Here is a 25,503-nt window from a genome sequence, read left to right as displayed (position 1 = left end):
GCGAAACAATGAATAATCTAGCCTGCGTGTCCACTGATCAGGTCGTTCGCTCTGATCGGCTGATGAAGTGGAAGGAGTTCATGAGCGATCACCTGGGTCGCACGCCCGAGTATATAAAGCGCCTGGAGTCCACCAACATCGACCCGTTGCACAACGGCAACTTCCAGGGTCGCCTGGAATACGGTGACTTGGGCCAGCTGCGTTTCTGCCGCATGACCGCCAGTGCCCATCGCTATTCACGCCACCTGAGCAAGGCGCTCGATGTCATCGACACGCCGCGTATGTTGATACTGCAAGTCGCCGGCGTCAGTCACTTCGAGCAAGGCCAGCAAAACAGCAGCGTCGCGCCGGACGAAATGCTCCTGGTCGACTGCGGCAAACCCTTCAGCGTCACCAGTACCCAGGGCTGCGAGCACTTTATCCTGTTATTCCAGGGCACCGCCGGGCAACTGACGCAGACCGGCAACATGCACTTGAACGGCCGTAACGGGCTGGGGCGCATGTTGATGCACTTGATCAGCGACGCTTACCACCAATATCCCTTGCTCAACAGCCAGTCGGCCGGGCTGATCGGCGACAGTATCGCGGGGCTGCTGAACAATGCGCTGAAGAACAAGCAAGATGAAAAGCAACTCGACCACGACTTCCGCTTCTTCAAACAGAATCGCCTCAAGGCGTATATCGAGCGTCACCTGGCTGACCGCGACTTGAGCATAGAACGCATCGCCAATGCCGAGCAGTGCTCGGTGCGCAGTTTGCATCGGGCATTTCAGGACGAACTGGGGTGCAGTGTCAGCGAGTACATCTGGCAGCGGCGCTTGTCCCGTTGCGCCGAGGACCTGCGCAACCACGACCAGGCCCATCGCTCACTCACCGAGATCGCCTATGCGTGGGGCTATGGCAGCAGTTCTCACTTCAGCCGGCATTTCAAATCGACATTCGGCATGTCGCCCCGGCTGTTTCGTGAAACCGCCAGCGACGCCCGCGTGAAACCCAGTGCGGCATGACGCCAGTTGCCGTCCATCGAAGCCCAGGCTTTGATGGACGGCGCAGTTGGATCGTGTCAGCGCGTATCTTGCTCTCAAGGTGCAAAACGCACCGATCAAAAGTCGTCCTTTACGTGTCCATCGTTAATCTTGAACTCTCGGTGTTGTAGATAAACACTTCGAATGAAGTTGTATTTATCCCCGCTGATGAGCTTTTCAGATTTTATATATTGAGCGCGTCCGTCGATCATGCCCACGGCGTACAGGCTATTACGCGTAGGCACGTCGCCGATATAACGAACCGGGTTGGCGTAGATATCGGGAAAGATCGCCGGCGCATCGCGAAGCGTGCTTGGCCCCAAGAGCGGCAGTACAAGATAAGGACCACTGCCTACCCCCCAGTAACCGAGGGTTTGACCGAAGTCTTCGTCATTGCGCTGCAGCCCCATGGGCGTCGCGACATCGATCAACCCCGCCAGGCCAAGGGTGCTGTTGAGTAACAAGCGACTGGTATCAACCCCGGCGCTATGGAACTTGGCTTGAAGTACATTGTTCGCCAGGTTCTTGACCTCCCCCAGATTGTTGAAAAAATTATGAATGCCGTCTTGCGCAATGCGCGGGGTGACAAATTGATAACCCTGGGCAAGTGGTTTCAGTGCGTAGGTATCCAGCGTGTCATTGAATGAAAAGATGGGGCGGTTAATCCGTTCCCAGGGGTCCTTGTCGGAGTCTGCCCGGGAAAGGGGTGAAAGCGTGATAAAACAGGCGCAGGTCAGTACCTGAACGCAACGGCTTAAATTGGAACGATAGGCACGCATGTTTATTTCCCATTGAATGAAGTTAGCCGATTTGACGCACGCAAGCCGTTCCATCGCTGCGCTTCTGTGTGCAACGGGCAGAGCCATTAATTCCAACCGCCCCCCAACACTTTGTACAACGTGATGCGGTTGCTCTGCTCGGTCAGACGCAGGGTGATCAGGTCCTGCTGGGCGCTGTAGAGAGAGCGTTGCGCATCCAAGGCTTCCAGGTAGCTTTGCGACCCGCCCCGATACAAGGCGTCCGAGAGTTCGAAACTTTTGCGACTGGCGTCGGTCAGCGCCTGTTGCGCGGCGATCCGGCGATCCAGGGTGCTGCGCACGGCCAGCGCGTCGGCCACTTCGCGGAACGCGGTCTGCAGGGTTTGCTGATAAGTCTGTATCTGGATGTCGCGCTCGACTTTGGCCGAATCCAGGGTCGCGCGGTTACTCCCGCCGTCGAAAATCGGCACGCTGATGCTCGGGGCAAAGGTCCAGGCACCGCTGCCGGATTTGAACAGGCCGGCCAATGCCGAGCTGGACGAGCCGGCGTTGGCGGTCAGGCTGATGCTGGGGTAAAACTTCGCACGGGCCGCGCCGATGTCGATATTCGCCGACTTGAGCGTGTGTTCCGCCGACAGCACATCCGGGCGTTGTTGCAAAAGGCTCGACGGCAGCCCCGCCGGTATGTCCACCAGCACCGCCGCCGACTCCAAGTGCGTGCCCGGCAAGAGTGCCTCGGGAAGGTCACTGCCGACCAACAGGCGCAAGGCATTGCGGTCCTGCAGAATCTGGCTCTCGTAGGACGCCACATCGCCGCGCGCCGACTCGACCGTGGTCTGGGCTTGCGCCACCGACAGCGCGGAGGAGCCGCCCAAGGCATAGCTGTTTTGGGTCAGGTCGTAGGTGGCCAACTGGCTGGTCAGGGTTTCCTGGGCCAGCAGCAGCCGTTCGTTGTCGGCGGCCAGGGTCAGCCAGGCGGTGGCTACTTCGGCCACCAGGCTGATTTGCGTACTGCGGCGGGTTTCCGTCAGCGCCAGGTAGTCTTCCAGCGCCTCATCCCGAAGGTTGCGTACCCGACCAAACACGTCCAGTTCATAACTGCTCAGCCCCAATTGCGCGCTGTAATCGTGGGTGGTGGCCGCCGTGCCGGTGTTGGACAACGACCCGGGTGTACGGCTGTGGGTGCCGCTGACGCTCGCATCGATGGTGGGAAACAGGTCCGCGCGCTTGATGCGGTACTGCGCCTGGGCCTTTTCGACATTCAGGCTGGCCAGGCGTAAATCGCGGTTATTGGCCAGCGCCAACGCCTGCAACTGCGCCAGGCGGCTGTCGGTAAAGAACTGCTGCCATTTGACATCGGCACCCACCTGCCCTTTCGGCAGGCTGGCCGCCGGCAGCCATTGCCCGGAGACGGGCGCTTCAGGCCGCTCATACTGGGGCGCCAGGTTGACGCAGCCACCCAGGACCATGGCGGCCAGCAAAGGCCAGTGTGACTTGATCATGCATCACCTGTCGGAGCAGATTGATTAGCGCTGCGCTCGCGGCCGAAACGGCGGCGGATCAGCACAAAAAACAGCGGTACAAAGAAGATCCCCAGCACCGTGGCGCTGAACATACCGCCCAGCACGCCCGTACCGATGGCCTGGCGCCCGGCGGAGCCTGCGCCGGTACTCAAGGCCAGCGGCAACACGCCGAACATGAAGGCCAGCGACGTCATCAGAATCGGCCGCAGGCGTTGGCGCACCGCGATCAGCGTCGCGTCGATCAGGCTGTTGCCCTGCTCTTGCAGGTGCTTGGCGAACTCCACGATCAGGATCGCGTTTTTCGCGGCCAGGCCCACGGTGGTCAACAGCCCCACCTGGAAATACACGTCGTTGCTCAACCCGGCGACGCGGGTCGCCAGCACCGCACCGATCACCCCCAGGGGCACCACCAGAATCACCGAAAACGGCACCGACCAACTCTCGTAGAGCGCAGCCAGGCACAGGAACACAAACAATACGGAAAGTGCATAGAGCAGCGGGGCCTGGGACCCGGACAGGCGCAATTGATAGGACTGCCCGGTCCACTCGTAGCCGATGCCCTGGGGCAATTGCCGGACGATGGCTTCCACCGCGTCCATGGCGTCGCCGGAGCTCACGCCTGGCGCGGGGTCACCGACGATTTCCAGGGAGGCGTTGCCGTTGTAGCGTTCCAGCAAGGGTGAGCCGTAACTCCAGGTGCTGCTGGCAAACGATGAGAACGGCACCATTTCATTGCTGCTGTTGCGCACGAACCAATGATCAAGGTCCGCAGCCTGCATGCGCGCGGATGCCTGGCCCTGCACATAGACTTTTTTCACCCGGCCCTGGTTGAGAAAGTCATTCACATAAGTACCGCCCAACGCCGTCGACAAGGTGGTGTTGATATCGCTGGTACTCAGGCTCAGGGCGCCGGCCTTGCGGTCGTCAATGCTGACCTTGAGCTGCGGCGCATCGTCCAGGCCGTTGCTGCGAACCCCCAGCAGGCGCGGATCTTTTCTGGCCAGCTCAAGAAACTGTTCGCGGGCCGCCACCAGCGCATCATGGCCCAGGCCGGCGAGGTCCTTGAGTTGCAGGTCGAACCCCGAGCTCTGGCCCAGACCGCGCACGGTCGGAGGTTGCATGACGAAAGCGTTGGCATCGCCGATGCTGGAGAGCGCCATGGTCGCCCGTTGGGCAATCGCCGCCGCACCCTGGCCAGGCCCACCGCGTTCGTCCCAGTCCTTGAGGCGGATAAACGCCCGTGCGGTGTTCTGGCTGTTACCGCCCATGCCCAGCCCGCTGATGCTGATCATCGCTTCGACTTCGGGCTGTTTGAGGATGTAGTCCTCGAACTGCTTGATCACGTCCTGGGTACGGCTGTCCGTCGCGCCGACCGGTAACTGGATCTGCGCCAGGAGGATCCCTTGGTCTTCGTCCGGCAGAAACGAGGTGGGCAGGCTCGTGTAGCCCACCGCCATGACCACCAGCACCCCGCCATAGAGCAACAGGCTGCGCCCCCAGCGCCGCAACACCACACCCACCCAACGCTCGTAACCGGCGCTGGCACGCTCAAAGGTACGGTTGAACCAGCCGAAGAACCCGTGCTGGGCACCATGCCCCTGGCCGTCGCGCGCTTTGAGCAACGAGGCGCAGAGTGCGGGTGTCAGGGTCATCGCCACCAACACCGACAAGACCATGGCCGAGACAATGGTCACCGAAAACTGCCGATAGATAATCCCGGTGGAACCGCCGAAAAACGCCATGGGGATAAACACCGCGCTCAGCACCATCGTGATGCCGACCAATGCGCTGGTGATTTCACGCATCGATTGACGCGTGGCCGCCACGGGCGATAGTCCGCCGCCCATCAGTCGCTCAACGTTTTCGACCACCACGATGGCGTCGTCCACCAGCAAGCCGATCGCCAGGACCATGGCAAACATCGTCAAGGTATTGATCGAATAGCCAAACATCGCCAACACGCCGAACGTGCCCAGCAGCACCACCGGCACGGTAATCGCCGGGATCAGCGTCGCGCGCAGGTTTTGCAGGAACAGGAACATGATCAACACCACCAGCACGATGGCCTCGCCCAAGGCCTTGACCACTTCCTCGATGGACAGGCTGACAAACGGCGTGGTGTCGTAGGCAATCACATTTTTAAGCTGCATTTCAGTCGGGTAGAACGGCTCCATTTCTTTGAGCTTGGCCTTGACCGCCTTGCCGACGTTCAGCGCATTCGCGCCTGCCGCCAACTGCACCCCCATGGCAGCGGCGGGCTTGCCGTTGAGGGCGGTGCTGATGTCGTAGCTTTCACTGCCCAACTCCAAGGTTGCGACATCGCCCAGCAACACCACGGCACCCTCGCTGTTGGACTTGACCACCACATTGCGAAACTCTTCGACGGTCTGCAGTTTGCTGCGGGCGCTGATCGTCGCGTTCAACTGCTGCCCCTTGATCGCCGGCAAGCCACCGAGCTGCCCGGCGGAGACTTCGGTGTTCTGCGCCTCCAGGGCACTGCTGACGTCCGAAGGCATCAGCGCGTATTTTTCCAACAGGGCCGGGTCCAGCCAGATACGCATGGCGTAGCCTGATCCCAACGTTTGCACATCACCGACGCCGTCTATGCGGCTGATGGAGTCGAGCAAGGTGGTGGAAATGTAGTCACCGATCTGAGTGCCGGTAACGCTGGGGTCATCCGATGCCAGGGCGACGATCATCAGGAAGTCCGAGCCGCCCTTGGTCACGGTCAGGCCTTCGCTTTGTACCGATTGCGGCAGCCTCGACTCGGCCTGTTGCAGCTTGTTCTGCACCTGCATCTGGGCCACATCCGGGTCGGTGCCGGCGGTAAAGGTCAAGCTGATGCTGGCGCTGCCCGCCGAGCTGCTGGTGGCCGACATGTAGGTCAGGTTATCCAGGCCTTTCATCTGCTGCTCGATGACCTGGGTCACCGAGTCTTCCACGGTCTTGGCCGAGGCCCCGGTGTAGGTCGCGGAAATCTTCACCGTGGGCGGCGCGATGTCCGGGTATTGCTCCAGCGGCAACTGGCTGATGGACAGGCTGCCACCGAGCATGATCACGATGGCGATGACCCAGGCGAAAATCGGTCGATCTATAAAAAAGTGCGCCACGCTTAACCCTCCTTCGCAGGGGTGGACGGCGTGGCCGCCTGAGCATTGGCGTCCTGCACCTGGACGGCGGCGCCGGCACGGACTTTTTGTCCACCTTCGACGACCAACTGATCACCGGCCTTCAGGCCCGCCGTGATCCACCACTGATTACCCACCGCGCGATCGACGGTCAGCTCACGTTGTTCAATCTTGCCATCGACCACCAGCAACGCCGTGGTCACACCGCTGGCGCTGCGGTTCACGGCTTTTTGCGGGATCAGAATGGCCTGGTCATCGCGCGCCTGTTCCAGCACCGCGCGTACATACATGCCCGGCAGCAGCAGGTGGTCCGGGTTGGCGAATTCGGCACGCAGGGTGACGGTGCCCGTGCCTTCGTTGACACTCACCCCGCTGACCTTGAGCCGCCCAGTCTGGTTGTAGGTGGTGCCGTCATCCAGCTTCAGGCTGATCCGCGCCTCGCCGTTGCCATTGGACTGCAACCCGCCGCTGGCCAGGTCACGCTTGAGCCGCAGCAGTTCCGTGGTCGATTGGGTCACGTCCACATAGATCGGATCGAGTTGCTGCACGGTGGTCAATGCGCTGTCCTGATTGGCGACGACCAGCGCGCCTGGGGTCACCGTGGACGTTTCAATGCGCCCGCTGACCGGCGAGGTGATGCGCGTGTAAGCCAGGTTGATCCGTGCGGTTTGGACTTCCGCCTCGGCGACTTGCACGTCGGCGGCGGCCGTCAGCAAGGTCGCCTGAGCGTCCTCGTTGGTTTGCTGACTGATGGCATTGATCTTCACCAGTTCGGCGTCGCGCTTGGCGGTGGTCTGCGCCGATTTAAGCGTGGCGCGGTACTTGACCAGGCTCGCCTCGGATTGCGCCAGCGCGGCGGTATAGGACGCCGCATCCAATTGGTACAGCGCTTGCCCGACCTTGACATCCGCCCCCTCGACGAACAACCGCCGCTGGACGATACCGCCGACTTGCGGACGAATCTGCGCCACCATGAAGGCCTGGGTGCGTCCCGCCAACTCGGTGGTCAGCACTTGGCTCTGAGGTTTTACGCTGATCACCGAAACTTTGGGGGTGATCGCTTGAGGTGCCGGCTCGCCACCGGAGCAACCGCCCAGCAGGACCAGAATGAACAAAGACAGGCAAACCGCGGCGGTTACCAGGTATTTGGCGATGATTTTCGTCGACATAACGGCCTCTACAAGACGGGATTGCTTGAGTCAGCGCTATCGTGCAAGGCAAATGTGCAGGAAAATTGAAGATTGCCCGGCCGGGTTGAATCTTTTCTTCGCCAGGGCCTAAATGGTCCGATCCATTCTTAACGGCCCTCCTTCATGAAGCTGAGTATCTCCACCAAGCTGTTTATTGCGGTACTGGCCGGTGTGTTGCTGGTCATCCTGAGCATGGGTGTGGCGACGAGCTGGAGTTTTGGGCGGGGCTTTCTCGGTTATCTCAATGAGCAGGCGCTGGAGCGCATGGCCCCCGTGCTGCCGCGCCTGGCCAGTGCCTATGCGCGTGAAGGCAGCTGGGAGTTCCTGCGCAACCGGTCGGATCGCTGGTTCGACATTATGCGGCCCGAGGTCGGCGAAGATCCGGCGAAGAATGACTTGCGTGCGCCCATGGCGTCGGACCTGACAGGCGCGCTGTTTCGCATCGCCTTGCTGGATGAACACAAAAAACGCGTGAACGGCTACCCGGATATCGGCGACGACGCCCTGTTACGCCCGATTGTGGTGGCCGAGGAAACCGTTGGCTGGCTGGCCGTGACCCCGTTCCAGAGCGTGACCGAAGCCGGCGGCGAACGGTTCCAGCAATACCAGTTACGCACCAGCCTGGTCATGGGCGCCTTTTCGCTGGTGCTGGCGATGCTGATTGCCTGGTGGATCGCCCGCACGCTGTTGGAGCCGGTCAAACGGGTGGCCGCGGCGACCCACCGTCTGGCCAGCGGCGACTACAGTGGCCGGGTGGCGGTCGCCTCCAATGATGAAGTGGGCCAATTGGCCCGTGACTTCAACCAACTCGCCTACACCCTGGAGCGCAATGAACAGATGCGCCGCGAATTCATGGCTGATGTCTCCCACGAGTTGCGCACCCCGCTGTCGGTGTTGCGCGGCGAGCTGGAGGCCATCGAGGATGGTGTACGCAGCCTGAACCCAGGCTCGATGAAGTCGTTGCAAGGTGAGGTCAGCATGCTCAGCAAGCTGGTGGATGACCTGTATGAACTGTCCCTGGCGGATGTGGGTGCGCTGACCTACCGCAAGAGCGCGTGCGCAGTGGATCAACTGCTGCAAGCCAGCGTGTCGATGTTCCAGGAGCGCCTGAACGACCGGCACCTGCGCGTCGAACTGGAACTGCCGCCCCAGCCTATGGAACTGTTGGCCGATGCCAATCGCCTGCAGCAACTGTTTTCCAACCTGCTGGAAAACACCGTGCGCTACACCGACCCGAACGGGCTCATACGCATCCGCGCCGTCGTCGATCGCACCCACGTGTGCATCGACTTCATCGACTCCGGCCCCGGGGTTTCGGCCGAGCAGTTGCCGCGCCTGTTCGAGCGCTTCTATCGCGGCGAATCATCGCGCAACCGTGCCAGTGGCGGAGCCGGTCTGGGCCTGGCGATTTGTCACAACATCGCCCTCGCCCACGGCGGCAGCCTTAGCGCCGCTCACTCTCCCCTCGGTGGCCTTTGGCTGACCCTGCGCTTGCCACGGAATATCTGAACCATGAGCGACAAAAGCCCGATCCTGATTGTCGAAGATGAACCGAAGCTGGCCGCCTTGATGCAGGATTATCTGGTCGCGGCAGGCTACTCGACCCAGTGCCTGGACAACGGCTTACAGGTAGTGCCGACAGTGCGTGCGCAAACACCGCGCCTGATCTTGCTCGACCTGATGCTGCCTGGGCGTGACGGCATGCAAGTCTGCCAGGACCTGCGCAGTTTCAGCGCCGTGCCAATCATCATGATCACTGCCCGCGTCGAAGAGGTGGACCGCCTGCTGGGCCTGGACCTGGGCGCCGACGACTACATCTGCAAGCCTTTCAGCCCCCGGGAGGTGGTGGCCCGGGTCAAGGCCATCCTGCGCCGCGGCCCCCAACTGCTGGTCAACGCCCCGCCGCGACTGCTGATCGACGAAGCGCAATATCGCGCGTCAATAGACGGCATCGCCCTGGACCTCACCCCGCTGGAGCTGCGACTGCTCAGCACCTTTGCACGTTCCGCCGGGCGGGTATTTTCCCGTGACCAACTGCTCGACAAGATCTACTCCGACCACCGCGTGGTCACCGACCGCACGGTGGACAGCCATATCCGAAACTTGCGGCGCAAGCTGGAGCAGGCGTGCCCAGGGGAAACGCCCATCGAATCGTTGTATGGGGTCGGTTATCGGTTTCAGCTTTCCGAGGCCTGATATCTCGGAATAATACGCATCGGCACCGTCAACGAGGCGCAAGCGGAACGCCTGCAACCATCTCCAGATACCGGAGCACGCTAAACCTAGGTCAGATTCAACCCGCCGTCGGAGAGGAGTATCTCGCCGGTTAAGTAGTCCGACTCGACCAGCATTACAACAGCTTTTGCGATGTCGTCTGGGCTAGCGGCCCTGCGCATGGGTGCGCGAGTTCGCCACAACTCTTGGGCCTCTGTCCACTCTGCGGTCAGAGGCGTGTCGACCAAGCCAGGCGCCACAGCGTTTACGCGAATGTCTGGCCCAAGCGATACCGCGAGCAAGCGGGTCATGTGATTAAGCGCAGCTTTGCTTACCGCATAGGGAATCGATGCGCCCTTAGGACGGATACCGGCATGCGAACTGATGTTTACGACGCAACCTGCTCGACGGTAACGGGCGGCATCGCGCAACGCCGACTCGGCCAATGCGACGAGGTGGAACGGCGCCACGACATTAATCTCGTTAAGTTCGTGCCACACCGTCGAGTTGGCCGAGGCAAGGTCGCCGTGCGGAATGACTCTGCTAATACCGGCGTTATTGACCAATACGTCGAGCTGCCCCCACGCGGCGATCGCCTCGTTAATAAGCCTGACCCTGTCAGCTTCGAAAGCAAGATCAGCTTGCACGTAAATAGCCTGCTTCATCTCGGCAACCATAGCGCGTCCCGTATCCGCAGAGTTTCGCGAATGGAGCACCACTGCATAGCCTGCCCGGCTTAGTGCACGTGCAATGGCTGCGCCGATACCGGAAGTGGACCCTGTAACCAACGCGACGCGTAATACGTTATCGATTGTCGGATTGGGTTTCATAGGGATATCTCGAATGGGTTGCTAGAAAACCATCAGCACGAGGTCGGCAGCCTCGCGTTTGAATTCAGCCGTAAAGGAGCGGCATTGTTTGGTCATCTGACACCTCGATCTGGCGAGCATTCTCGCCTAAATGGGTGTCCGGTTTCATTAGACCACTACATTGGCAGCCGCCTAAGCGGCTGCCAATGGCCCGTTAATGACTCAAATCAATCACCATGCGGCCTTTGATTTTCCCCTCCTGCATTTCATCGAAAATCTGATTGATATCTTCGATCGGACGCATTGTTACCTTCGGCACCACCTTGCCTTGCGCGGCAAACTCGAAGGCTTCAACGAGGTCTTGTCGAGTGCCGACCAGCGAGCCAACCACCTCGATCCCGTCAAGCACCAACCGAGGAATATTGAGGCTCATGGCTTCAGGCGGAAGGCCGACTGCGACCAGGCGTCCACCGGCACGCAGGGCATCCACCGCAGAGTTGAACGCGACTTTGGCGACGGCCGTCACGACAGCCGCGTGAGCTCCGCCGACCTTCTCCTGGATAACTTTTGCGGCATCCTCGTTGCGAGAGTTGATGACCAGATCGGCGCCCATTTCCCTGGCGAACTGCAGTTGATCATCGTTGATGTCCACGGCAATAACCCGGGCGTTGAAGACATTTTTTGCATACTGCAGCGCCAGATTCCCCAGGCCGCCCAGCCCGTAGATCGCAATCCATTGCCCCGGGCGAATATTGGAAACCTTGACGGCTTTATACGTCGTGACGCCAGCACAGGTCACGCTGCTCGCCGCCGCAGAATCAAGCCCATCAGGCACTTTCACTGAGTAGTCGGCGACGACAATGCACTCTTCGGCCATTGCGCCATCCACGGTATAACCGGAGTTTTTGACGTCGCGGCAGAGTGTCTCGTTGCCGCTGTTGCAGTATTCACAGTGCCCGCAGCCCTGGAAGAACCACGCTACGCTGGCACGATCACCGGGCTTCAGCGAGGTGACGCCGGGTCCTACCGCCTGCACGATACCGATGCCTTCATGGCCAAGGATCACCCCGGTTTTATCACCGAAATCACCGTTCTTGACGTGCAGGTCAGTATGGCAGACCCCGCAGCACTGCATTTTGAGGAGAGCCTCACCATGTTTCAGAGGCCGTAATGTTTTTTCGGTCACGTTCACGCGTTGCCCTTGGGCAACAACAGCAGCTTTCATACTTATCTCCTTGTATCCGTGAGTGAGCTTGCGTTGCAGTAGGTCCAACAAGTGACAAAGGATGACAGCAGCCAATCGCCATAAGCGTCATCCGAAACCCCAACCGCTCAAGCAGTCCGAGGTCTGGCGCAATGCTCGCCACCGCTGACGGCGGACAACTGGCGACGCGGATCGGCAGAGCGACACGCATCTTTTAGTGATGGTCGTCGCAGCCCTTGAAGTCAAGTGAATTCCCCTGCATGTCGTGTGTCTATGGACATGCGACCTTTCGCTCCATGCTTGAAACCCGTTCCTCGTGTACCTTCATCAGTCCCGGCACATGCACTCAGCGGCGGGTTGGCCCATTAGTCGAAACGGTTCTGGAGTAGCTTTTACATGGCATATGCAACGATCAATCCCTATACCGGCGAGACACTGCAGACCTTTCCCGATGCGACCGATGCAGAGGTCACCGCAGCCATCGCCAAGGCCCATGAGGCCTTCCTGGCCTGGAAGGACACGCCTTTCGCCGAGCGCGCACGCATCCTGCAGAATGCCGCCGATATCCTGCGCAAGGACAGCGACGCCTTTGCCAAGGTACTGACGCTGGAGATGGGCAAGCTGTTTGCAGAGGCGAAAGCTGAGGTCGAGCTGTCGGCAAAAATCTTCGAATACTACGTGCGCAATGCCGAAACCCTGCTCAAACCGGAGAAACTCCCGGTTCTCGACCCTGCCGAGGGTGAGGCTGTGCTCGTGTGCGAACCGCTCGGCGTACTGCTGGCGATTGAGCCGTGGAATTTCCCTTATTACCAGATCGCCCGCATTCTGGCGCCGCAGCTTTCTGCCGGGAATACCGTGCTGCTGAAACACGCGGCGAATGTGCCGCAAAGCGCGGCGCGCTTTCAAAAGTTGATGAAGGATGCCGGTTTGCCTGATGGCGCCTTCCGTAATCTGTACGCCACGCGTTCGCAGATCGAGCTGATCATCAACGATGCCCGCGTGCAGGGCGTCGCCTTGACCGGCTCGGAAGGCGCCGGCGCGGTGGTGGCGTCACAAGCGGGCAAAGCGCTGAAAAAGTCCACCCTGGAACTCGGCGGCGCCGACGCCTTCGTCGTGCTGGCTGACGCGGACCTGGCGAAAACCAGCCAATGGGCGGTGTTCGGCCGGCATTGGAATGCCGGACAGGTCTGTGTGTCCTCCAAGCGCATGATCGTGGTCGATGCGGTCTATGACGACTTCCTCGCGCTCTATCGCAAGGGCGTCGCGGAATTGGTCGCCGGCGATCCCTTCGATGCGAAGACGACCCTGGCGCCGCTCTCCTCGCAAAGCGCCGCCAATGAGGTCAAGCAAAAGATCCTCGACGCGGTGAAGCTCGGCGCCAAGGCCGAAGAAGTCGGGCCACCCGTGCCTGTCGATGGGGCATTCGTGCAGCCGACGATCCTGACCGATGTCGCCGAGGACAACCCCGCTCGTTACTGGGAGTTCTTTGGCCCGGTGTCCATGGTGTTCCGCGCCAAGGATGAAGACGATGCAGTACGCATCGCCAACGACTCGCCGTTCGGCCTCGGCGGCTCGGTGTTCACCCGGGATACGGCGCATGGCGCAGAAGTCGCGAAGAAAATCTCCACGGGGATGGTGTTCGTCAACCACCCGACCAAGGTCGAAGCCGATCTGCCTTTCGGTGGCGTGCGCCGCTCGGGGTACGGCCGCGAGCTGATCGGTCTCGGGCTCAAGGAGTTCGTCAACCACAAGCTGATTGTCGTGGTCGATATCGACGCACCGTTCTGAGTTTCAACAGCGCTCTTTGTCCCTAGAAACCGAAACCGAAATCGAGGAGACCTGACATGGTGAACGTCATCGGGATCGATCACTTGGCCATTCGTGTCAGTGATCTGGAACGCTCCAGGGCGTTCTATGATCAGGTACTCGGTTTCCTGGGATTCACCATCGAGTGGGAGTTCGACCGGGTTATTGGCTGGACCAACGGCGAAACCCTGTTCTGGATCACCGAAGCCGATGCCCAGGGTCGCAAACATAAGCACCGGACCGGCGATGTGGGCTATCACCACTATGCGTTCGAGCTGGGCGCGCGTGAGGACGTCGATGCGCTCTACGCGTTCCTGCTGGATCAGGCGGTTACGATTGTCGACGCACCCGCTGACTATCCGGATTATGGCGAGGGCTACTATGCGGTCTATTTCCTCGACCCCGATGATCTGAAGCTCGAGGTGATGTTTTTCCTGGAAAAACAAAAGCGGCGCTTGCTCGGCAAATCACGAAGAAGTGATCACCAGAAATAACTGCCCAAGGTTTGTTCAGTGCGTAACTCGCGTCACTCGATTGGCGAGAACGCCGCACACATAAAACACAGCTTGGCCAGGCTGACGGCGCAACACCCACGCCAATGCGCAGTTCGTCGAATACCAATCCCAACGGTGTGCTGGCGGGCACAACGGCAGGATCTGCCAATGCTCGAAAGAACATGATTGCCCAAGGCTCGAGCCAATCATGTCGACGCGAAATGTTATGCCCCCTGACCAGGAACAGGCTATCCAGAACCTGGCTCAGTTCGGTCGTTATCAAAATGCCGGCGACGTGATGCGAGCGGGTTGGCGTTTATTGCGGTCGCTGCCAGGCCAGTTGCGCCTGCACTTCAGCGACGGCATCTAGGACCCGCAGCGCCCAGCTCTCATCCTCTGGCTTCACGACAACAACACGAAAGCCGTGATCATGCCCTTCAAGCCGCACGCCCTCGGAATCATCGACATGCAAGTCGATATCAAATGCTGGCGGAAATTTCGAGGGCGAGTTCAACAGTCCATGCGCGGTCAAGGCGCGGCTGTGCAGCACGCTGTTGACCACGCCGTCGACGCGGATGCCGTACAACAACAACCAGCGCCTGATGTAGGACGGCGCCCGGCCAGACGAGGTGTATACCCAGATACTGCAGCCCTGGCGCCGTAGCTCGCGGGTCAGGGAGCGTGTGCCCATGCGCAACGGCTCACCCAGCCAGCGGTGGACACAGGCAGGCAGGCGGCTGTGTTCAACGGCACAGTGGTGGAGTTGACAAGCCAAGGTGTCATCGATATCAAACGAAATACGGATGCGCTGGCGCCTGGTGAGTGGTATCGGCAGACAAGTCTTGGTGGCCCGCCACGCCCGCGCGCTAAAAACACGACATGTCGCCAGGATTGGATACCGGCTCATCCGTGGTCCCCCTGGGAGACGGGCAATGGCGTCTTGCTCAGAAAAAACGCCTCTGGATCAGGTGCTTGTTCTTCCAGGAAGGCTGCATATTTTTTCTTGATCTTGGGCAATTCGTACAAGGCCTTTACACCATGCTTGGCAGAGTTGCGTATCACCGATGAGGGGTTGAAGTAGCCCTCGGCGTTTTCCAGGGTCAGCACGAAGGGTGGCAAGCCTGCACGCATGAGCAAATAACTGACTATAAGCGACCCGCTGCGGTTGTTACCTTCAATGAACAATTGCGGCTTGCTGAGGATGCGGACATACACACCGGCCGCGCGCTTCCACACCGACTCGCTGCGATAGGCGCAATACCAGTTGTACAAGTCCTTTATTCCCCCCTCAACATTGTTGAAGAAGTGTTCCTCGGTAGCTGCCAAGTGCTCAGCGTATTCCAACCGGCGTGCCGGGTCTCGGCCACACAGAACGGTGGCATTGATCTCCAGCATCAGGTTCAGTTGCTGAAGGTTGAACAGATCGACGCCCCGCGCGACATAGTCATCAATCAGCGCATAGCCTTCAAGCACATTCTGCAACACCTCGTCGGTCAAGGGATCGCGCTGCTCGGTAAAGTGCCGGCTGAGCTCGGCAAAGCGGCCCTGCACCTTACGCAGTGCGCGTTCAATCGCGGGTAAATCAAGACGACGCATTGCAGACATTGGCGTTCCTGAGAAACAGTAGATAACAAAGCAAAACAACCGGGGCCGGCCAAGGCCGTTTTATCAGCGTTGGCGGCATGCGGTCTTGATCGGGCGTGTGTTGCCTAGCTGAATTTGCCGCTGATGTAATCGCCAGTCATCTGTTCTCTCGGGTTTTCGAAAATCTGCGCAGTGGAACCCATCTCCACCAGATAACCCGTGCGCGTGCCCTGGGAGATATCCACCGAGAAGAAGGCTGTCGTGTCAGCCACACGGATGGCCTGTTGCATGTTGTGGGTAACCAGGGCGATGGTGTAGTCCTTCTTCAACTCGACCATCAACTCCTCGACCCGACGGGTAGCGATCGGGTCGAGTGCCGAACACGGCTCATCCAGCAACAGCACTTCCGGCTCGGTCGCAATGGCCCGGGCGATGCACAGCCGTTGCTGCTGACCGCCCGAGAGGGACAGGCCGCTGACCTTGAGCTTGTCCTTGACCTCATCCCACAACGCAGCACCTTGCAGGGCGTGCTTTACGCGGTCGCCCAGGTCGCCCTTGTAGCGATTGAGACGCAGACCAAAAGCAACGTTGTCGAAGATGCTCATCGAGAACGGGTTGGGCTGTTGAAACACCATGCCGATATAGCGGCGCACGACCACGGGATCGACGCCCTTCCCATAAACGTCCTGCCCAAGGAAATGCACATGCCCCTCAAAACGAAAGCCCTTGACCAGATCATTCATGCGATTGAGGCTACGCAACACGGTACTTTTTCCGCAGCCGGAAGGACCGATAAACCCGGTGATTTTGTTCTTTTCAATTGGCACGTGGCTGTCACGTACAGCCATGAAGTTGCCATAGAAAATCTTGTCAAGCTTGCAGTCCATGACCACAGGTGTCTGCGTGACAAACGGAGCGGCTATTTGCGCAGTTGATACGTTCAAAATTCAGATGCTCCCGTTTTCAGTACTTGGGCTTGCCGAAAATACGGCTGACAACGTTCACGACCAGCACGATCATTACCAGCACCAGCGAAGCCGCCCACGCGAGTTCGAGTTGGTTGTCGAAGGGCATGCCAGAGAAGTTGTAAATCAGTACGGCAAGCGATGCTGTCGGATTCATCACCGCCAGGCTGCCGTCGTGGTAGATCCAGTAGTTGCTGAACAGCGCAGTAAACAACAACGGTGCGGTTTCGCCAGCGGCACGTGCCACAGCCAACATCACGCCCGTAAGGATCGCCGGCATGCCGGTAGGCAAGATGATTTTCCAGATAACCTGCGAGCGGGTGCAGCCCATGCCGTAGGCCGCGTCCTTCATGATCTTAGGCACCATCCGCATCGACTCTTCAGCCGTCAGCACGACAATGGGTAGCATCAGTACCGCCAATGCCACGCCACCGGCCGGTGCCGAGTAGGTACCGGTGGTCATGACCACCAGGGCGTAGGCAAACACCCCGGCCAGAATGGAAGGCAGGCCCGTGAGCATCTTGGCGGCAAAACGCGCGGCGCTTGCCATCTTGCTGTCGGGGCCAAGTTCCGCCAGGAAGATGGCGGCCATGATGCCGACCGGTACCGCGATCGCAGCCGCAATACCGACCATCACGAAGGTGCCTGCCATCGCGTTGCCAAAACCGCCACCCGTCTCGAAACCGGTAGGCGGCAACTCGGTGAATACCTCCAGGCTCAGGCGCGCCCCGCCGCGAGTGATCAGCATATAGAGCACGGAAATCAGCGGCACGCTGGCCAGCAGCGCGCCAGCCCAGACCAGCGTGGTCAACACCAGACTGCGCAGGGCGCGGCCTTCGAACTTGCGCTGCAGGCTGGGCAAGACGCCCACCGGCGAGCTCAAACTGCTTGCAGGAGAAGTGAGGTCAGTCATCATTTGGTACCCCGCTGGGCGTAAAGCATGATCATGGAGCCGAGGATGTTCACCACCAGTGTGATGAACATCAGCACCAGTGCGGCGTACATCAACACCTCGATCTCGTTAGGCCCAGCTTCGGGGAAGTTCAGCGCCAACAAGGCGGCCAGCGTATTGGCAGGGGCAAACAGAGAAAGCGAAATGTTGTTCGCGTTACCCACCAGCATGGCCAGCGCCATGGTTTCACCCAGCGCACGGCCCAGGCCGAGGACCAAGGAGCCGAAAATGCCAGTGGCAGCGGACGGCACCATCACTTTGAGAATCGCTTCCCAATGGGTGGTCCCCATGCCGTAGGCGGCCTGCTTGGTTTTCATCGGTACACTGGTAAGCGCGTCCTGCGAAACGGCGGCAATGGTCGGCAAAATCATGATGGCCAATACCAGCGCCGCAGGGAGTAGGCCCGGCCCGCTCAAGGACGTGCCGAAGAAAGGAATCCAACCCAGTTCGCTGTTCAACCACGCCGTGAGCGGGCGAATCGCCGGGATCACCACGTAAATCCCCCACAGCCCATAGACGACGCTGGGGATGGCTGCGAGCAATTCGACAATGGTGCGAAAGACGGCTGCCAATCTCGCAGGCAGGAAATCCTGTGTCAGGAAAATCGCCATGCTGACGCCGAAAAAACCTGCGATCAGCAACGCGATCAGGGCGCTGTAAAGCGTGCCCCAAATAGCCGGCAGAATGCCGTACTTACCTTGGTTAACGTCCCAGACGCTGCCGAAAATCACGTCAAAACCGTGCTTTTCCATGCCTGGAAGGGCCTTGCGTCCTACCTCGAAGACCAAGGCGAAGACCAACGCCAGAATCAAAATCCCCCCTATTCGCGCAAGCGCACGGAAGGTGCGATCAACCAGCAAATCCTTCGTAGAGGGCGGCTGGCAGGCAGAATCCGGGTTAACCGGTACGACAAAAGGTGTGTTCATTGGCTAATTCCGGAGCGGGGGGAAACTCTTCCGGCATGGCTGAGCGCACACACCGAAAGAGGCCTCATGAGCGTTACTGGATGTTGGCGGACGCTTTGCGAACCTGATCGACAACCGACGGTGGCAGCGGGATGTAACCCATCGAGTCGGCAATTTTCTGCCCTTCGGTCAGGCTGTACTCGACCATTTCACGCATGGCCTTGGCCTTGGCCGGGTTACCGTTGTCCTTACGGAAGATCATCCAGGTGTAGGAAGTGATCGGGTAGGACTTGGCACCGTCCGGGTCCGGCAACCAGGCCACCAGGCTTTTCGGCATGTTCACCGCGGCCAGCGCTTCGGCACCGCTTTCGGCGTTCGGCACAACGTACTGTCCGGCCTTGTTCTGCAACTGGGCGAAGTCAACCTTGGCCAACTTGGCGAAGCCGTATTCGATATAACCGATAGCGCCCGGGGTCTGGCGAACCGTGGCGGTCACCCCATCGTTCTTGGGCGATTTGATGAATTTGTCACTGGCTGGCCAGTTGACGGTGTTGCCTTCACCCAGCGCCTTCTGGAATTCCGGGTTGATCGCTGACAGGTGCTTGGTGAATACCGCAGTGGTACCGCTGGAGTCGGCACGCACCACCACGGTGATCGGCGTATCGGTCAGCTTCAGGCCAGGGTTGGCGGCGACAATCTGCGGATCGTTCCACTTGGTGATCTTGCCCAGGAAGATGTTGGAATAGACATCGCGCGGCAGCTTCAGGCCCTTGGGATTGCCTGGCAGGTTATAGGCCAGCACGATTTCACCTGCCGTCATCGGCAGCAACTGCACGCCCTCGGCAACCTTGGCGATATCTTCGTCTTTCATGGCCGAGTCGCTGGCCGCGAAATCCACGGTTTTATTCAGGAAATCCTGCACACCCGCGCCGCTGCCCTTGGATTGATAATCCACAGTGACATCTGCGGTTTTTTTGCTGAAATCCTTGAACCAGGTGAGGTAGATCGGTGCAGGAAAACTGGCGCCGGAACCGGTCAGACGAACATTCTCGGCAGCAAATACCGAGGTGGCACTAAGAGAAACCGCAACGGCGAGTGCAGCAGACTTCATCAGACGTTTCATTCAGGAAAATCCTTGTGATTACGGGCTACCGAACTCTGCAGCAGCCTTGTTACGTTTTTATGAAAAATGAATGGCAAACAGCACTCTTTTCGCCTTTTGCCGAGGCAGCGACATATTTTGTTGTAATTGCCTCGTAACAAATTTCGACTAAGACTTTGCCATCCCCACGACGCGAGTTCCGCCCATGCTCTCCACAGAAGACGCCTTGATACAGCGCATCCACCGTGAGCTGCTTGATCACAGTGACGAAGAGCTGGAACTGGAATTATCCGAAGACGGGCACGACCTGAACGCCCTGTTTGATGAACAGGTAGAAGAAGGCAGCGAGAAGGCCGCCAGAAGGATTTACTTCAGTGAACTGTTCCGCCTGCAAGGCGAACTGGTGAAGCTGCAAAGCTGGGTTGTCAAGACTGGCGCCAAAGTCGTCATCCTGTTCGAAGGACGCGATGCCGCCGGCAAAGGCGGTGTGATCAAGCGCATTACCCAACGGCTCAACCCTCGCGTCTGTCGCGTCGCCGCCCTGCCCGCCCCCAACGACCGTGAACGGACGCAATGGTACTTCCAACGCTATGTTTCACACCTGCCGGCAGCCGGTGAAATCGTGCTGTTCGACCGCAGTTGGTACAACCGCGCAGGCGTCGAACAAGTCATGGGTTTTTGCGACGAAGATCAGTACGAAGAGTTCTTCCGCACCGTACCCGAGTTCGAGCGCATGCTAGCCCGCTCCGGCATCCAACTGATCAAGTATTGGTTCTCGATTTCCGACCAGGAACAGCATCTGCGCTTTCTCAGTCGCATTCACGACCCGCTCAAGCAATGGAAGCTCAGCCCCATGGACCTGGAGTCTCGGCGGCGCTGGGAAGCGTATACAAAGGCCAAGGAAATCATGCTCGAACGCACCCACATCGCAGAAGCGCCGTGGTGGGTGGTGCACGCCGATGACAAGAAGAAAGCCAGGCTCAACTGCATCTCTCACCTGCTCGGGCAGATGCCCTATGAAGAAGTGGAGCTACCGGTGATCGAACTGCCGCAACGCGTCAGACAGGAGGACTATTCCCGCAGTCCGACACCACCGGAACTCATCGTGCCTCAGGTTTATTAATACAGGCCGCACTGAAGCGCTCTGTGCCTGGGTGGGTAATTGCACGGACTTGCCCACCCATTTGCATTCGACCTGACCAGTCATTTGCATCGGATTTGACCAGTACGATTCGTGGGCATGATCGGGAGAGAACGGCCCAAAGCAGTCGTAATCCAGCTTTCGAGTCATGGCTTGAACGGATCGATCCAGCCAGGCCGAAGTCCTGCCTCGTATTCTTGGCGTACGTAGTCGAGCGACTCTGCGCATCCCATTTCCGCCTCGATAGCGCCTATGCATGCCCAGCAATCCCCGCCGGTATTGCCTGATAGGGGATCTTCCGTATTGTCGAGTAGGCGTGCGCAGATCGTGCAGTGTTGCGGCTTTTTGCTGTTTGTCATAACACTCTTCCGATACGTTCCGTCTTAGCATCTGGCGTGTTACCCCGAGGAGCAGCAACGGCCAAAAGCAGCTCCTCAATTCAGGGGCGTTTTCGTCCGAAAAACACCATTCAGAAATGTCTGAAAGAGGACGCGCAGGCACCTACCTCAAGGACGATGCAGTCCTGTCGCATCTCGCCAGTACAAGGTTTGTTCGAACTGAAAGCTAATAAGAAAGAAGGCCGAACACGATTGAAATATGGACTGAGCGATTTTATCCAAATCTTCCATAGCCGACTCCCCCTCTGGTTCGGGCCCTTTTATTCTGATGGTGCAACGCACCGCGACAGGGAAGGCGATACCCATTGTATTCTCAGCATAAATCGTAGGGTCATCGAGTACGTCTTTGGTACTCAATTTAAGTCCCGAGTTAAATTCAGCGTATAGCCCATTTCCTGCGACCTCTATTTCCCAGGCACCAGCATTCGCAAGTGCTTTGCTCAGCGTCGAAATTGTGAGCGTATTATCAGCTTCCAAGCATAGATCAAGACTCATGAATCCTCCCTTTTCCTTGGCTGCACACTTGCACCAAAATTTCTGAATGCGATCTTCTCGACAGTGTATTTGGCTAGCGGTTTGAATGTCTGCTCCTGGCCGATTGTGTTGAAAAAGTCGGCCATGGTTTCCACGGCAGAAAAGTATGCGCTTGAGATTGAAATCTTTACTTTGAGCAGAGGGTTCCGGGCTCAGATTTCGCGTAGCCGCGCACAAGAAAGGCATCTTCAGCAGTCAGTACATGCGCAGCCTGGAAGGATCGACTTTTTCAACACAATCGGCCGTTCTCTGCCGATCATGGTTTCAACGCATGCCGGTCAAATCCGACGCAATCGCGGGTCAGGTCGAACGCAAACGGGTGGTCAAGTGGCGTGCAACTTCGCACCGGGGCACCTTCACCCGCGTCGCCGACCTGAAGGCAGCTATCCGCCCATTTATCGAAGCTCACATTGCAAGCAACGTCTGAAAGGTGAACGACGCTCATCACATTTGAGTGGAGAGCCGCAAACCGATGGTTTCAAGAAACAACGAATGAACCCTGCGAGGATAACGCGCCATCTTCACCGACGCGCACCACACAACCTTTGATAATGCTTCTTGTTTGCTCTAAATTAGTGTCTTTTTTGCCCTAGGACCTTCCAATGTTCGAGTTGCAGGCCGTCTCTTTCGAAATCCCCGAGCGCACCCTCCTGCACCCGCTGGACCTGACCCTGCCCGATGGCCAGATCATCGGTTTGATCGGGCATAACGGCTCCGGGAAATCGACCCTCCTCAAGTTGCTTGCCCGCCAGCAAGCCGCGAGCCAGGGAACGGTAACGCTCGATGGCGTGCCGTTGTCGGCCTGGAAAAACCGCGAGTTCGCACGGCAGGTGGCCTACTTGCCGCAACAACTGCCCGCCGCCGACGGCCTCACCGTGCGCGAACTGGTGCGCTTTGGCCGCTACCCGTGGCATGGCGCACTGGGACGCTTGAGCGAGCAGGATCACGCGCAGGTCGAACAGGCCCTGGAACTGACTCACACCACTGCTTATGCCGACCGCCTGGTGGACAACCTCTCTGGCGGCGAACGCCAGCGGGTCTGGCTGGCCATGCTGCTGGCACAGAACAGCCGCTATCTGCTGCTCGACGAGCCGACCTCGGCTTTAGACATTGCTCATCAGGTCGAGGTACTGGGGTTGATTCGCGAGTTGAGCCACAAGCTGGACCTCGGCGTGGTCGTGGTACTGCATGAGATCAACATGGCTGCGCGTTACTGCGACCACCTGGTGGCGTTGCACAGCGGCCGGTTGCTGATCCAGGGCCCACCGGCGGACTTGATGAACAGTGAAGTCCTGGAGTCCATCTACGGCATCAGCATGGGCGTCATGCCGCACCCGCGCGATGGATCGGCAATCAGTTTTCACTACTGAGTGATTCCACCGGGTCGCAGTTTTTTCGGGGGGCGGCGTTAACCGGGATGGCATCTTGCTAGCGAATCCATGTGTCAGCAACGCAGCCTCGTGAACACGTGCGCGCCACATACAATCCATTCGCTTGGCGCGCAGCGGGATCAAATCCCCACATGTGTCCTTCAGGCACAAACCCGCTTGCCGGATGGCTTGACCTTAAGCGGACAGTTGCCGCATAGCTCGAGCTCGGGCAACAGGTAGCGCACGCAGCAGACCTTACGCTCGCGGCGCAAGCTGGCCTGACCGTGTTCATCGTTGATGGGCAGATACTGCACCGGTTGGAAAAGCGGATTGCGGGTACCATCGGGGCGGGTCTTGGTTTCCAGCAAGAGGCGGCCTGGCGCCAGGCGTTCGGCGGGCATGCCGGCCTTGGCCATCAGGTTGAGCAGGTTTTCGAAGTAGTTGCCCGCATTGCTCCACAGCACCTTGGGCGACAGCTTCACCTGACTGGCCATGGCCTGGAACAGCGGCTGCAAGTGATCGTCCAGCAAGCCCGAGAACAGCTCGAACGGATCGCTTACATCGGCCGCGAACGGCTCGCCTTTGCCGATCAGGCGAAACGCCTGGGGCAAGAGCTCCTCATCCAACACCAGGGCTGTGTCGGCCAGAGACAGCGGCAGACGCCAGCGCAACAGCAACGTGGCCCCCATCACGGGTGGCAGCAGCTTGACGATGTAGTGCTTCGCCCACAACGACGCCAAGGCACGGCGGTCGCTACCGCTGTAGCGCTGGCCGAAGCGGCCTTGCAAGTCGCCAAAAGCGCTGGGCGCCAACAGCGTGTGGTAGGGGGTGGCCGGACGAGGATCGTCGTCCAGCACCAACACTTCCCGGTAGGTTTCGAAATCACCACGAAACAGCGGTGCAAGCACGTCGATCATCAGCCCCTGGCACCCTTGTTCATGAAAATGGACAAATGAGAAACAACATCATTTACCCAGCATACCCGATCGGCCGCCAATATTCAGCCATCAGGCCGAGACGCTTAGACCGGCCGCGCGGCGGGCGTCAGGGGCCGATTGGGGCTGACGAATGCCCTCCAGTCGCTTCTCCAGGGCGGCGGCGATCTCCCCGGAGCGTGCCGGCAGCACAGACAATAGCGTGTCGCTCAGGCCATGGGACTGCTGGCTGAAGCCCTGGATAAAGACCGGTGTTTCCAGCTCCGGGCGTGCCAGCAGTTGATAATCGCGATCGACCTGGAAGTCGTCCAGATAGTCTTTGAGTGGGGCGAGCAGTTCGCGATGCGAACGACGTTCGTAGCCGGTAGCCAGGATCACCGCGTCGTAGCGCCGCGCCTCGGTGCTGCCCGTGCCGAGGTCGCGCAGTTGCAATTGCACGCGGCCATCAACCTCACTGGCGCTTTCGATCATTCGCCGGCAGAGGAAACCATGGCGATTGATGCCGGAGACTTTCTGGCGATAAAGAATTCCGTAGATGCGCTGGATCAGGCTCAGGTCCACCACCGAGTAGTTGGTGTTGTGGTACTCGCGGATCAGCCGCTCGCGCTCGGTTTCCGGCTGGTTGAACACCAGGTCGGTGTAATCGGGGCCGAAAATTTCGTTGACGAACGGGCTGTCGTCAGCAGGCTTGAGCACGCCAGCGCGCAGGATTATGTCGACCTGCACGTTCGGGTAGCTGTCATTGAGGTCAATGAACGCCTCGGCGGCGCTCTGCCCGGCACCGACCACGGCGATACGCATCGGCTCTCCACGGGTGCACGGCTGGGTGGCCATGGCCGACAAGTAACGGCCATGGTGGAACACCCGTGGGTCGTCCTTGAAGCCGGCAAACGCCTGGGGAACCTTCGGTGTGCCACCCGTGCTGACGATCACCGAGCGGGCCTGGCGGCTCACTTCGCGACCGTGCAAGTTCTGGCTGATGACATTCAGATGCCGCACCCGACCGCCCGCTTCGACCACCGGTTCGACGCGCAGCACGTGCTCGCCATAACGGCTCTGCTCGGCGAATTGCATAGCGACCCAACGCAGGTAGTCGTTGTACTCCATGCGGCACGGATAGAACGAGCCCAGGTTGATGAAGTCCACCAGCCGGCCATGGACCTTGAGGTAGTTGACGAACGAGAAACGGCTGGACGGATTGCGCAGGGTCACCAAGTCCTTGAGGAAGGAAATCTGCAGTTCGCTTTGGGCGACCAGGGTGTTGCCGTGCCAGTTATAGTCGGACTGGCGCTCCAGGAAGAGCGCGTCGAAGGCCTTGCCGCCCTGCTCCGCGCGCTCTTGCAAGGCAATGGCCAGGGCCAGGTTGGAAGGGCCGAAGCCGATGCCAATCAGGTCGTGGGGAGCCGCCGGGGTGAGGTGCTGGGTCATGTGACCGATTCCTTCCAGAGAGGGTGAGAGAGCGGGCC

The 25,503-nt window shown here is 59.3% G+C and carries 23 protein-coding genes; 8 read left to right on the top strand and 15 right to left on the bottom strand.

Annotated elements, in window-relative coordinates; all coding sequences use genetic code 11:
• Window positions 1-8: 8 nt before the first annotated feature.
• Window positions 9-1,007 carry a helix-turn-helix domain-containing protein gene (locus J2Y83_RS09770; RefSeq protein ID WP_253394765.1) on the top strand — a complete coding sequence of 333 codons (999 nt, stop codon included), beginning with the start codon at window positions 9-11 and terminating at the stop codon, window positions 1,005-1,007.
• Between the two features lie 95 nt (window positions 1,008-1,102).
• Here the strand turns inward: J2Y83_RS09770 and J2Y83_RS09765 are convergent, their stop codons facing one another.
• The 4 genes from J2Y83_RS09765 to J2Y83_RS09750 all read right to left on the bottom strand — a co-directional run bounded on the left by J2Y83_RS09765 (window position 1,103) and on the right by J2Y83_RS09750 (window position 7,603).
• Window positions 1,103-1,804 (bottom strand): MlaA family lipoprotein, encoded by a 702-nt coding sequence (locus tag J2Y83_RS09765; RefSeq protein WP_253394764.1) that lies wholly within the window; start codon window positions 1,802-1,804, stop codon window positions 1,103-1,105.
• An 86-nt stretch (window positions 1,805-1,890) separates the two neighbouring features.
• On the bottom strand, window positions 1,891-3,285 hold the full coding sequence (locus J2Y83_RS09760) for an efflux transporter outer membrane subunit (RefSeq protein ID WP_253394763.1): 1,395 nt from the start codon (window positions 3,283-3,285) through the stop codon (window positions 1,891-1,893).
• A complete protein-coding gene (locus J2Y83_RS09755; RefSeq protein ID WP_253394762.1) occupies window positions 3,282-6,416 on the bottom strand; it encodes an efflux RND transporter permease subunit in 3,135 nt (1,044 codons plus the stop codon). Before J2Y83_RS09755 ends, J2Y83_RS09760 begins: the two co-directional genes overlap by 4 nt.
• A 2-nt stretch (window positions 6,417-6,418) precedes the next feature.
• Window positions 6,419-7,603: an efflux RND transporter periplasmic adaptor subunit gene (locus J2Y83_RS09750; RefSeq protein ID WP_253394760.1), complete on the bottom strand. Its 1,185-nt coding sequence runs from the start codon at window positions 7,601-7,603 to the stop codon at window positions 6,419-6,421.
• Between the two features lie 144 nt (window positions 7,604-7,747).
• On the opposite strand from J2Y83_RS09750, the gene baeS reads away from it, so the two are divergent.
• Entirely contained in the window at window positions 7,748-9,133 is a 1,386-nt protein-coding gene (gene baeS, locus J2Y83_RS09745; protein WP_253394758.1) for a sensor histidine kinase efflux regulator BaeS, read from the top strand.
• 3 nt (window positions 9,134-9,136) lie between these two features.
• Window positions 9,137-9,820, top strand: coding sequence for a response regulator (locus J2Y83_RS09740; RefSeq protein ID WP_253394756.1), 684 nt, complete (start codon window positions 9,137-9,139; stop codon window positions 9,818-9,820).
• An 86-nt stretch (window positions 9,821-9,906) separates the two neighbouring features.
• Here the strand turns inward: J2Y83_RS09740 and J2Y83_RS09735 are convergent, their stop codons facing one another.
• Together J2Y83_RS09735 and adhP are read right to left on the bottom strand one after the other, a co-directional pair.
• Window positions 9,907-10,668 carry an SDR family NAD(P)-dependent oxidoreductase gene (locus J2Y83_RS09735; RefSeq protein ID WP_253394754.1) on the bottom strand — a complete coding sequence of 254 codons (762 nt, stop codon included), beginning with the start codon at window positions 10,666-10,668 and terminating at the stop codon, window positions 9,907-9,909.
• A gap of 193 nt (window positions 10,669-10,861) precedes the next feature.
• Entirely contained in the window at window positions 10,862-11,872 is a 1,011-nt protein-coding gene (adhP, locus tag J2Y83_RS09730; protein WP_253394752.1) for an alcohol dehydrogenase AdhP, read from the bottom strand.
• A 375-nt stretch (window positions 11,873-12,247) separates the two neighbouring features.
• Between adhP and J2Y83_RS09725 the strand changes: the two genes are divergently transcribed.
• Both J2Y83_RS09725 and J2Y83_RS09720 read left to right on the top strand, forming a co-directional pair.
• The gene (locus J2Y83_RS09725) at window positions 12,248-13,639 is read left to right on the top strand and encodes an NAD-dependent succinate-semialdehyde dehydrogenase (RefSeq protein WP_253394750.1); all 1,392 of its coding nucleotides are present in this window, start codon (window positions 12,248-12,250) and stop codon (window positions 13,637-13,639) included.
• A 56-nt stretch (window positions 13,640-13,695) separates the two neighbouring features.
• Entirely contained in the window at window positions 13,696-14,151 is a 456-nt protein-coding gene (locus tag J2Y83_RS09720) for a VOC family protein (RefSeq protein ID WP_253394748.1), read from the top strand.
• 316 nt (window positions 14,152-14,467) lie between these two features.
• Here the strand turns inward: J2Y83_RS09720 and J2Y83_RS09715 are convergent, their stop codons facing one another.
• From J2Y83_RS09715 to pstS, 6 genes are all read right to left on the bottom strand, one after another.
• Window positions 14,468-15,058: a hypothetical protein gene (locus tag J2Y83_RS09715; protein ID WP_253394746.1), complete on the bottom strand. Its 591-nt coding sequence runs from the start codon at window positions 15,056-15,058 to the stop codon at window positions 14,468-14,470.
• Complete coding sequence (locus tag J2Y83_RS09710) at window positions 15,055-15,756, bottom strand: hypothetical protein (RefSeq protein ID WP_253394743.1); 702 nt, start codon at window positions 15,754-15,756, stop codon at window positions 15,055-15,057. The genes J2Y83_RS09715 and J2Y83_RS09710 overlap by 4 nt, the downstream gene beginning before the upstream one ends.
• 104 nt (window positions 15,757-15,860) lie before the next feature.
• Window positions 15,861-16,622, bottom strand: a complete 762-nt coding sequence (gene pstB, locus J2Y83_RS09705) for a phosphate ABC transporter ATP-binding protein PstB (RefSeq protein ID WP_244652093.1) — start codon at window positions 16,620-16,622, stop codon at window positions 15,861-15,863.
• A 76-nt stretch (window positions 16,623-16,698) separates the two neighbouring features.
• Complete coding sequence (pstA, locus tag J2Y83_RS09700; RefSeq protein ID WP_373423791.1) at window positions 16,699-17,616, bottom strand: phosphate ABC transporter permease PstA; 918 nt, start codon at window positions 17,614-17,616, stop codon at window positions 16,699-16,701.
• Entirely contained in the window at window positions 17,613-18,578 is a 966-nt protein-coding gene (gene pstC / locus J2Y83_RS09695; RefSeq protein WP_253394741.1) for a phosphate ABC transporter permease subunit PstC, read from the bottom strand. The genes pstA and pstC overlap by 4 nt, the downstream gene beginning before the upstream one ends.
• A gap of 73 nt (window positions 18,579-18,651) precedes the next feature.
• Entirely contained in the window at window positions 18,652-19,680 is a 1,029-nt protein-coding gene (gene pstS / locus J2Y83_RS09690; RefSeq protein ID WP_253394739.1) for a phosphate ABC transporter substrate-binding protein PstS, read from the bottom strand.
• A gap of 184 nt (window positions 19,681-19,864) precedes the next feature.
• Between pstS and ppk2 the strand changes: the two genes are divergently transcribed.
• A complete protein-coding gene (gene ppk2, locus J2Y83_RS09685; protein ID WP_253394737.1) occupies window positions 19,865-20,782 on the top strand; it encodes a polyphosphate kinase 2 in 918 nt (305 codons plus the stop codon).
• A 524-nt stretch (window positions 20,783-21,306) separates the two neighbouring features.
• Here the strand turns inward: ppk2 and J2Y83_RS09680 are convergent.
• The gene (locus J2Y83_RS09680) at window positions 21,307-21,693 is read right to left on the bottom strand and encodes a hypothetical protein (RefSeq protein ID WP_098952667.1); all 387 of its coding nucleotides are present in this window, start codon (window positions 21,691-21,693) and stop codon (window positions 21,307-21,309) included.
• Between the two features lie 241 nt (window positions 21,694-21,934).
• On the opposite strand from J2Y83_RS09680, the gene J2Y83_RS09675 reads away from it, so the two are divergent.
• Window positions 21,935-22,159, top strand: coding sequence for a hypothetical protein (locus tag J2Y83_RS09675; RefSeq protein ID WP_253394736.1), 225 nt, complete (start codon window positions 21,935-21,937; stop codon window positions 22,157-22,159).
• 175 nt (window positions 22,160-22,334) lie between these two features.
• Window positions 22,335-23,102, top strand: a complete 768-nt coding sequence (locus tag J2Y83_RS09670) for an ATP-binding cassette domain-containing protein (protein ID WP_095021401.1) — start codon at window positions 22,335-22,337, stop codon at window positions 23,100-23,102.
• A gap of 161 nt (window positions 23,103-23,263) precedes the next feature.
• Here the strand turns inward: J2Y83_RS09670 and fhuF are convergent, their stop codons facing one another.
• A complete protein-coding gene (fhuF, locus tag J2Y83_RS09665) occupies window positions 23,264-24,019 on the bottom strand; it encodes a siderophore-iron reductase FhuF (RefSeq protein ID WP_253394734.1) in 756 nt (251 codons plus the stop codon).
• A 90-nt stretch (window positions 24,020-24,109) separates the two neighbouring features.
• Window positions 24,110-25,465 carry a lysine N(6)-hydroxylase/L-ornithine N(5)-oxygenase family protein gene (locus J2Y83_RS09660; protein WP_253394732.1) on the bottom strand — a complete coding sequence of 452 codons (1,356 nt, stop codon included), beginning with the start codon at window positions 25,463-25,465 and terminating at the stop codon, window positions 24,110-24,112.
• Window positions 25,466-25,503: the final 38 nt, after the last annotated feature.

It is taken from the genome of Pseudomonas marginalis (genome assembly GCF_024169655.1).
Classification (GTDB): domain Bacteria; phylum Pseudomonadota; class Gammaproteobacteria; order Pseudomonadales; family Pseudomonadaceae; genus Aquipseudomonas; species Aquipseudomonas paraveronii.
This window is presented reverse-complemented; position numbering and strand designations above follow the sequence as displayed.

What these genes read in the sequence shown, in the direction of transcription:
- J2Y83_RS09770 (WP_253394765.1), top strand. Translation starts at nt 9, where the DNA reads ATGAATAATCTAGCCTGCGTGTCCACTGATCAGGTCGTTCGCTCTGAT.
- J2Y83_RS09765 (WP_253394764.1), bottom strand. Translation starts at nt 1,804, where the DNA reads ATGCGTGCCTATCGTTCCAATTTAAGCCGTTGCGTTCAGGTACTGACC.
- J2Y83_RS09760 (WP_253394763.1), bottom strand. Translation starts at nt 3,285, where the DNA reads ATGATCAAGTCACACTGGCCTTTGCTGGCCGCCATGGTCCTGGGTGGC.
- J2Y83_RS09750 (WP_253394760.1), bottom strand. Translation starts at nt 7,603, where the DNA reads ATGTCGACGAAAATCATCGCCAAATACCTGGTAACCGCCGCGGTTTGC.
- baeS (WP_253394758.1), top strand. Translation starts at nt 7,748, where the DNA reads ATGAAGCTGAGTATCTCCACCAAGCTGTTTATTGCGGTACTGGCCGGT.
- J2Y83_RS09740 (WP_253394756.1), top strand. Translation starts at nt 9,137, where the DNA reads ATGAGCGACAAAAGCCCGATCCTGATTGTCGAAGATGAACCGAAGCTG.
- J2Y83_RS09735 (WP_253394754.1), bottom strand. Translation starts at nt 10,668, where the DNA reads ATGAAACCCAATCCGACAATCGATAACGTATTACGCGTCGCGTTGGTT.
- adhP (WP_253394752.1), bottom strand. Translation starts at nt 11,872, where the DNA reads ATGAAAGCTGCTGTTGTTGCCCAAGGGCAACGCGTGAACGTGACCGAA.
- J2Y83_RS09725 (WP_253394750.1), top strand. Translation starts at nt 12,248, where the DNA reads ATGGCATATGCAACGATCAATCCCTATACCGGCGAGACACTGCAGACC.
- J2Y83_RS09720 (WP_253394748.1), top strand. Translation starts at nt 13,696, where the DNA reads ATGGTGAACGTCATCGGGATCGATCACTTGGCCATTCGTGTCAGTGAT.
- J2Y83_RS09715 (WP_253394746.1), bottom strand. Translation starts at nt 15,058, where the DNA reads ATGAGCCGGTATCCAATCCTGGCGACATGTCGTGTTTTTAGCGCGCGG.
- J2Y83_RS09710 (WP_253394743.1), bottom strand. Translation starts at nt 15,756, where the DNA reads ATGTCTGCAATGCGTCGTCTTGATTTACCCGCGATTGAACGCGCACTG.
- pstB (WP_244652093.1), bottom strand. Translation starts at nt 16,622, where the DNA reads ATGGACTGCAAGCTTGACAAGATTTTCTATGGCAACTTCATGGCTGTA.
- pstA (WP_373423791.1), bottom strand. Translation starts at nt 17,616, where the DNA reads ATGATGACTGACCTCACTTCTCCTGCAAGCAGTTTGAGCTCGCCGGTG.
- pstC (WP_253394741.1), bottom strand. Translation starts at nt 18,578, where the DNA reads ATGAACACACCTTTTGTCGTACCGGTTAACCCGGATTCTGCCTGCCAG.
- pstS (WP_253394739.1), bottom strand. Translation starts at nt 19,680, where the DNA reads ATGAAACGTCTGATGAAGTCTGCTGCACTCGCCGTTGCGGTTTCTCTT.
- ppk2 (WP_253394737.1), top strand. Translation starts at nt 19,865, where the DNA reads ATGCTCTCCACAGAAGACGCCTTGATACAGCGCATCCACCGTGAGCTG.
- J2Y83_RS09680 (WP_098952667.1), bottom strand. Translation starts at nt 21,693, where the DNA reads ATGAGTCTTGATCTATGCTTGGAAGCTGATAATACGCTCACAATTTCG.
- J2Y83_RS09675 (WP_253394736.1), top strand. Translation starts at nt 21,935, where the DNA reads ATGCGCAGCCTGGAAGGATCGACTTTTTCAACACAATCGGCCGTTCTC.
- J2Y83_RS09670 (WP_095021401.1), top strand. Translation starts at nt 22,335, where the DNA reads ATGTTCGAGTTGCAGGCCGTCTCTTTCGAAATCCCCGAGCGCACCCTC.
- fhuF (WP_253394734.1), bottom strand. Translation starts at nt 24,019, where the DNA reads ATGATCGACGTGCTTGCACCGCTGTTTCGTGGTGATTTCGAAACCTAC.
- J2Y83_RS09660 (WP_253394732.1), bottom strand. Translation starts at nt 25,465, where the DNA reads ATGACCCAGCACCTCACCCCGGCGGCTCCCCACGACCTGATTGGCATC.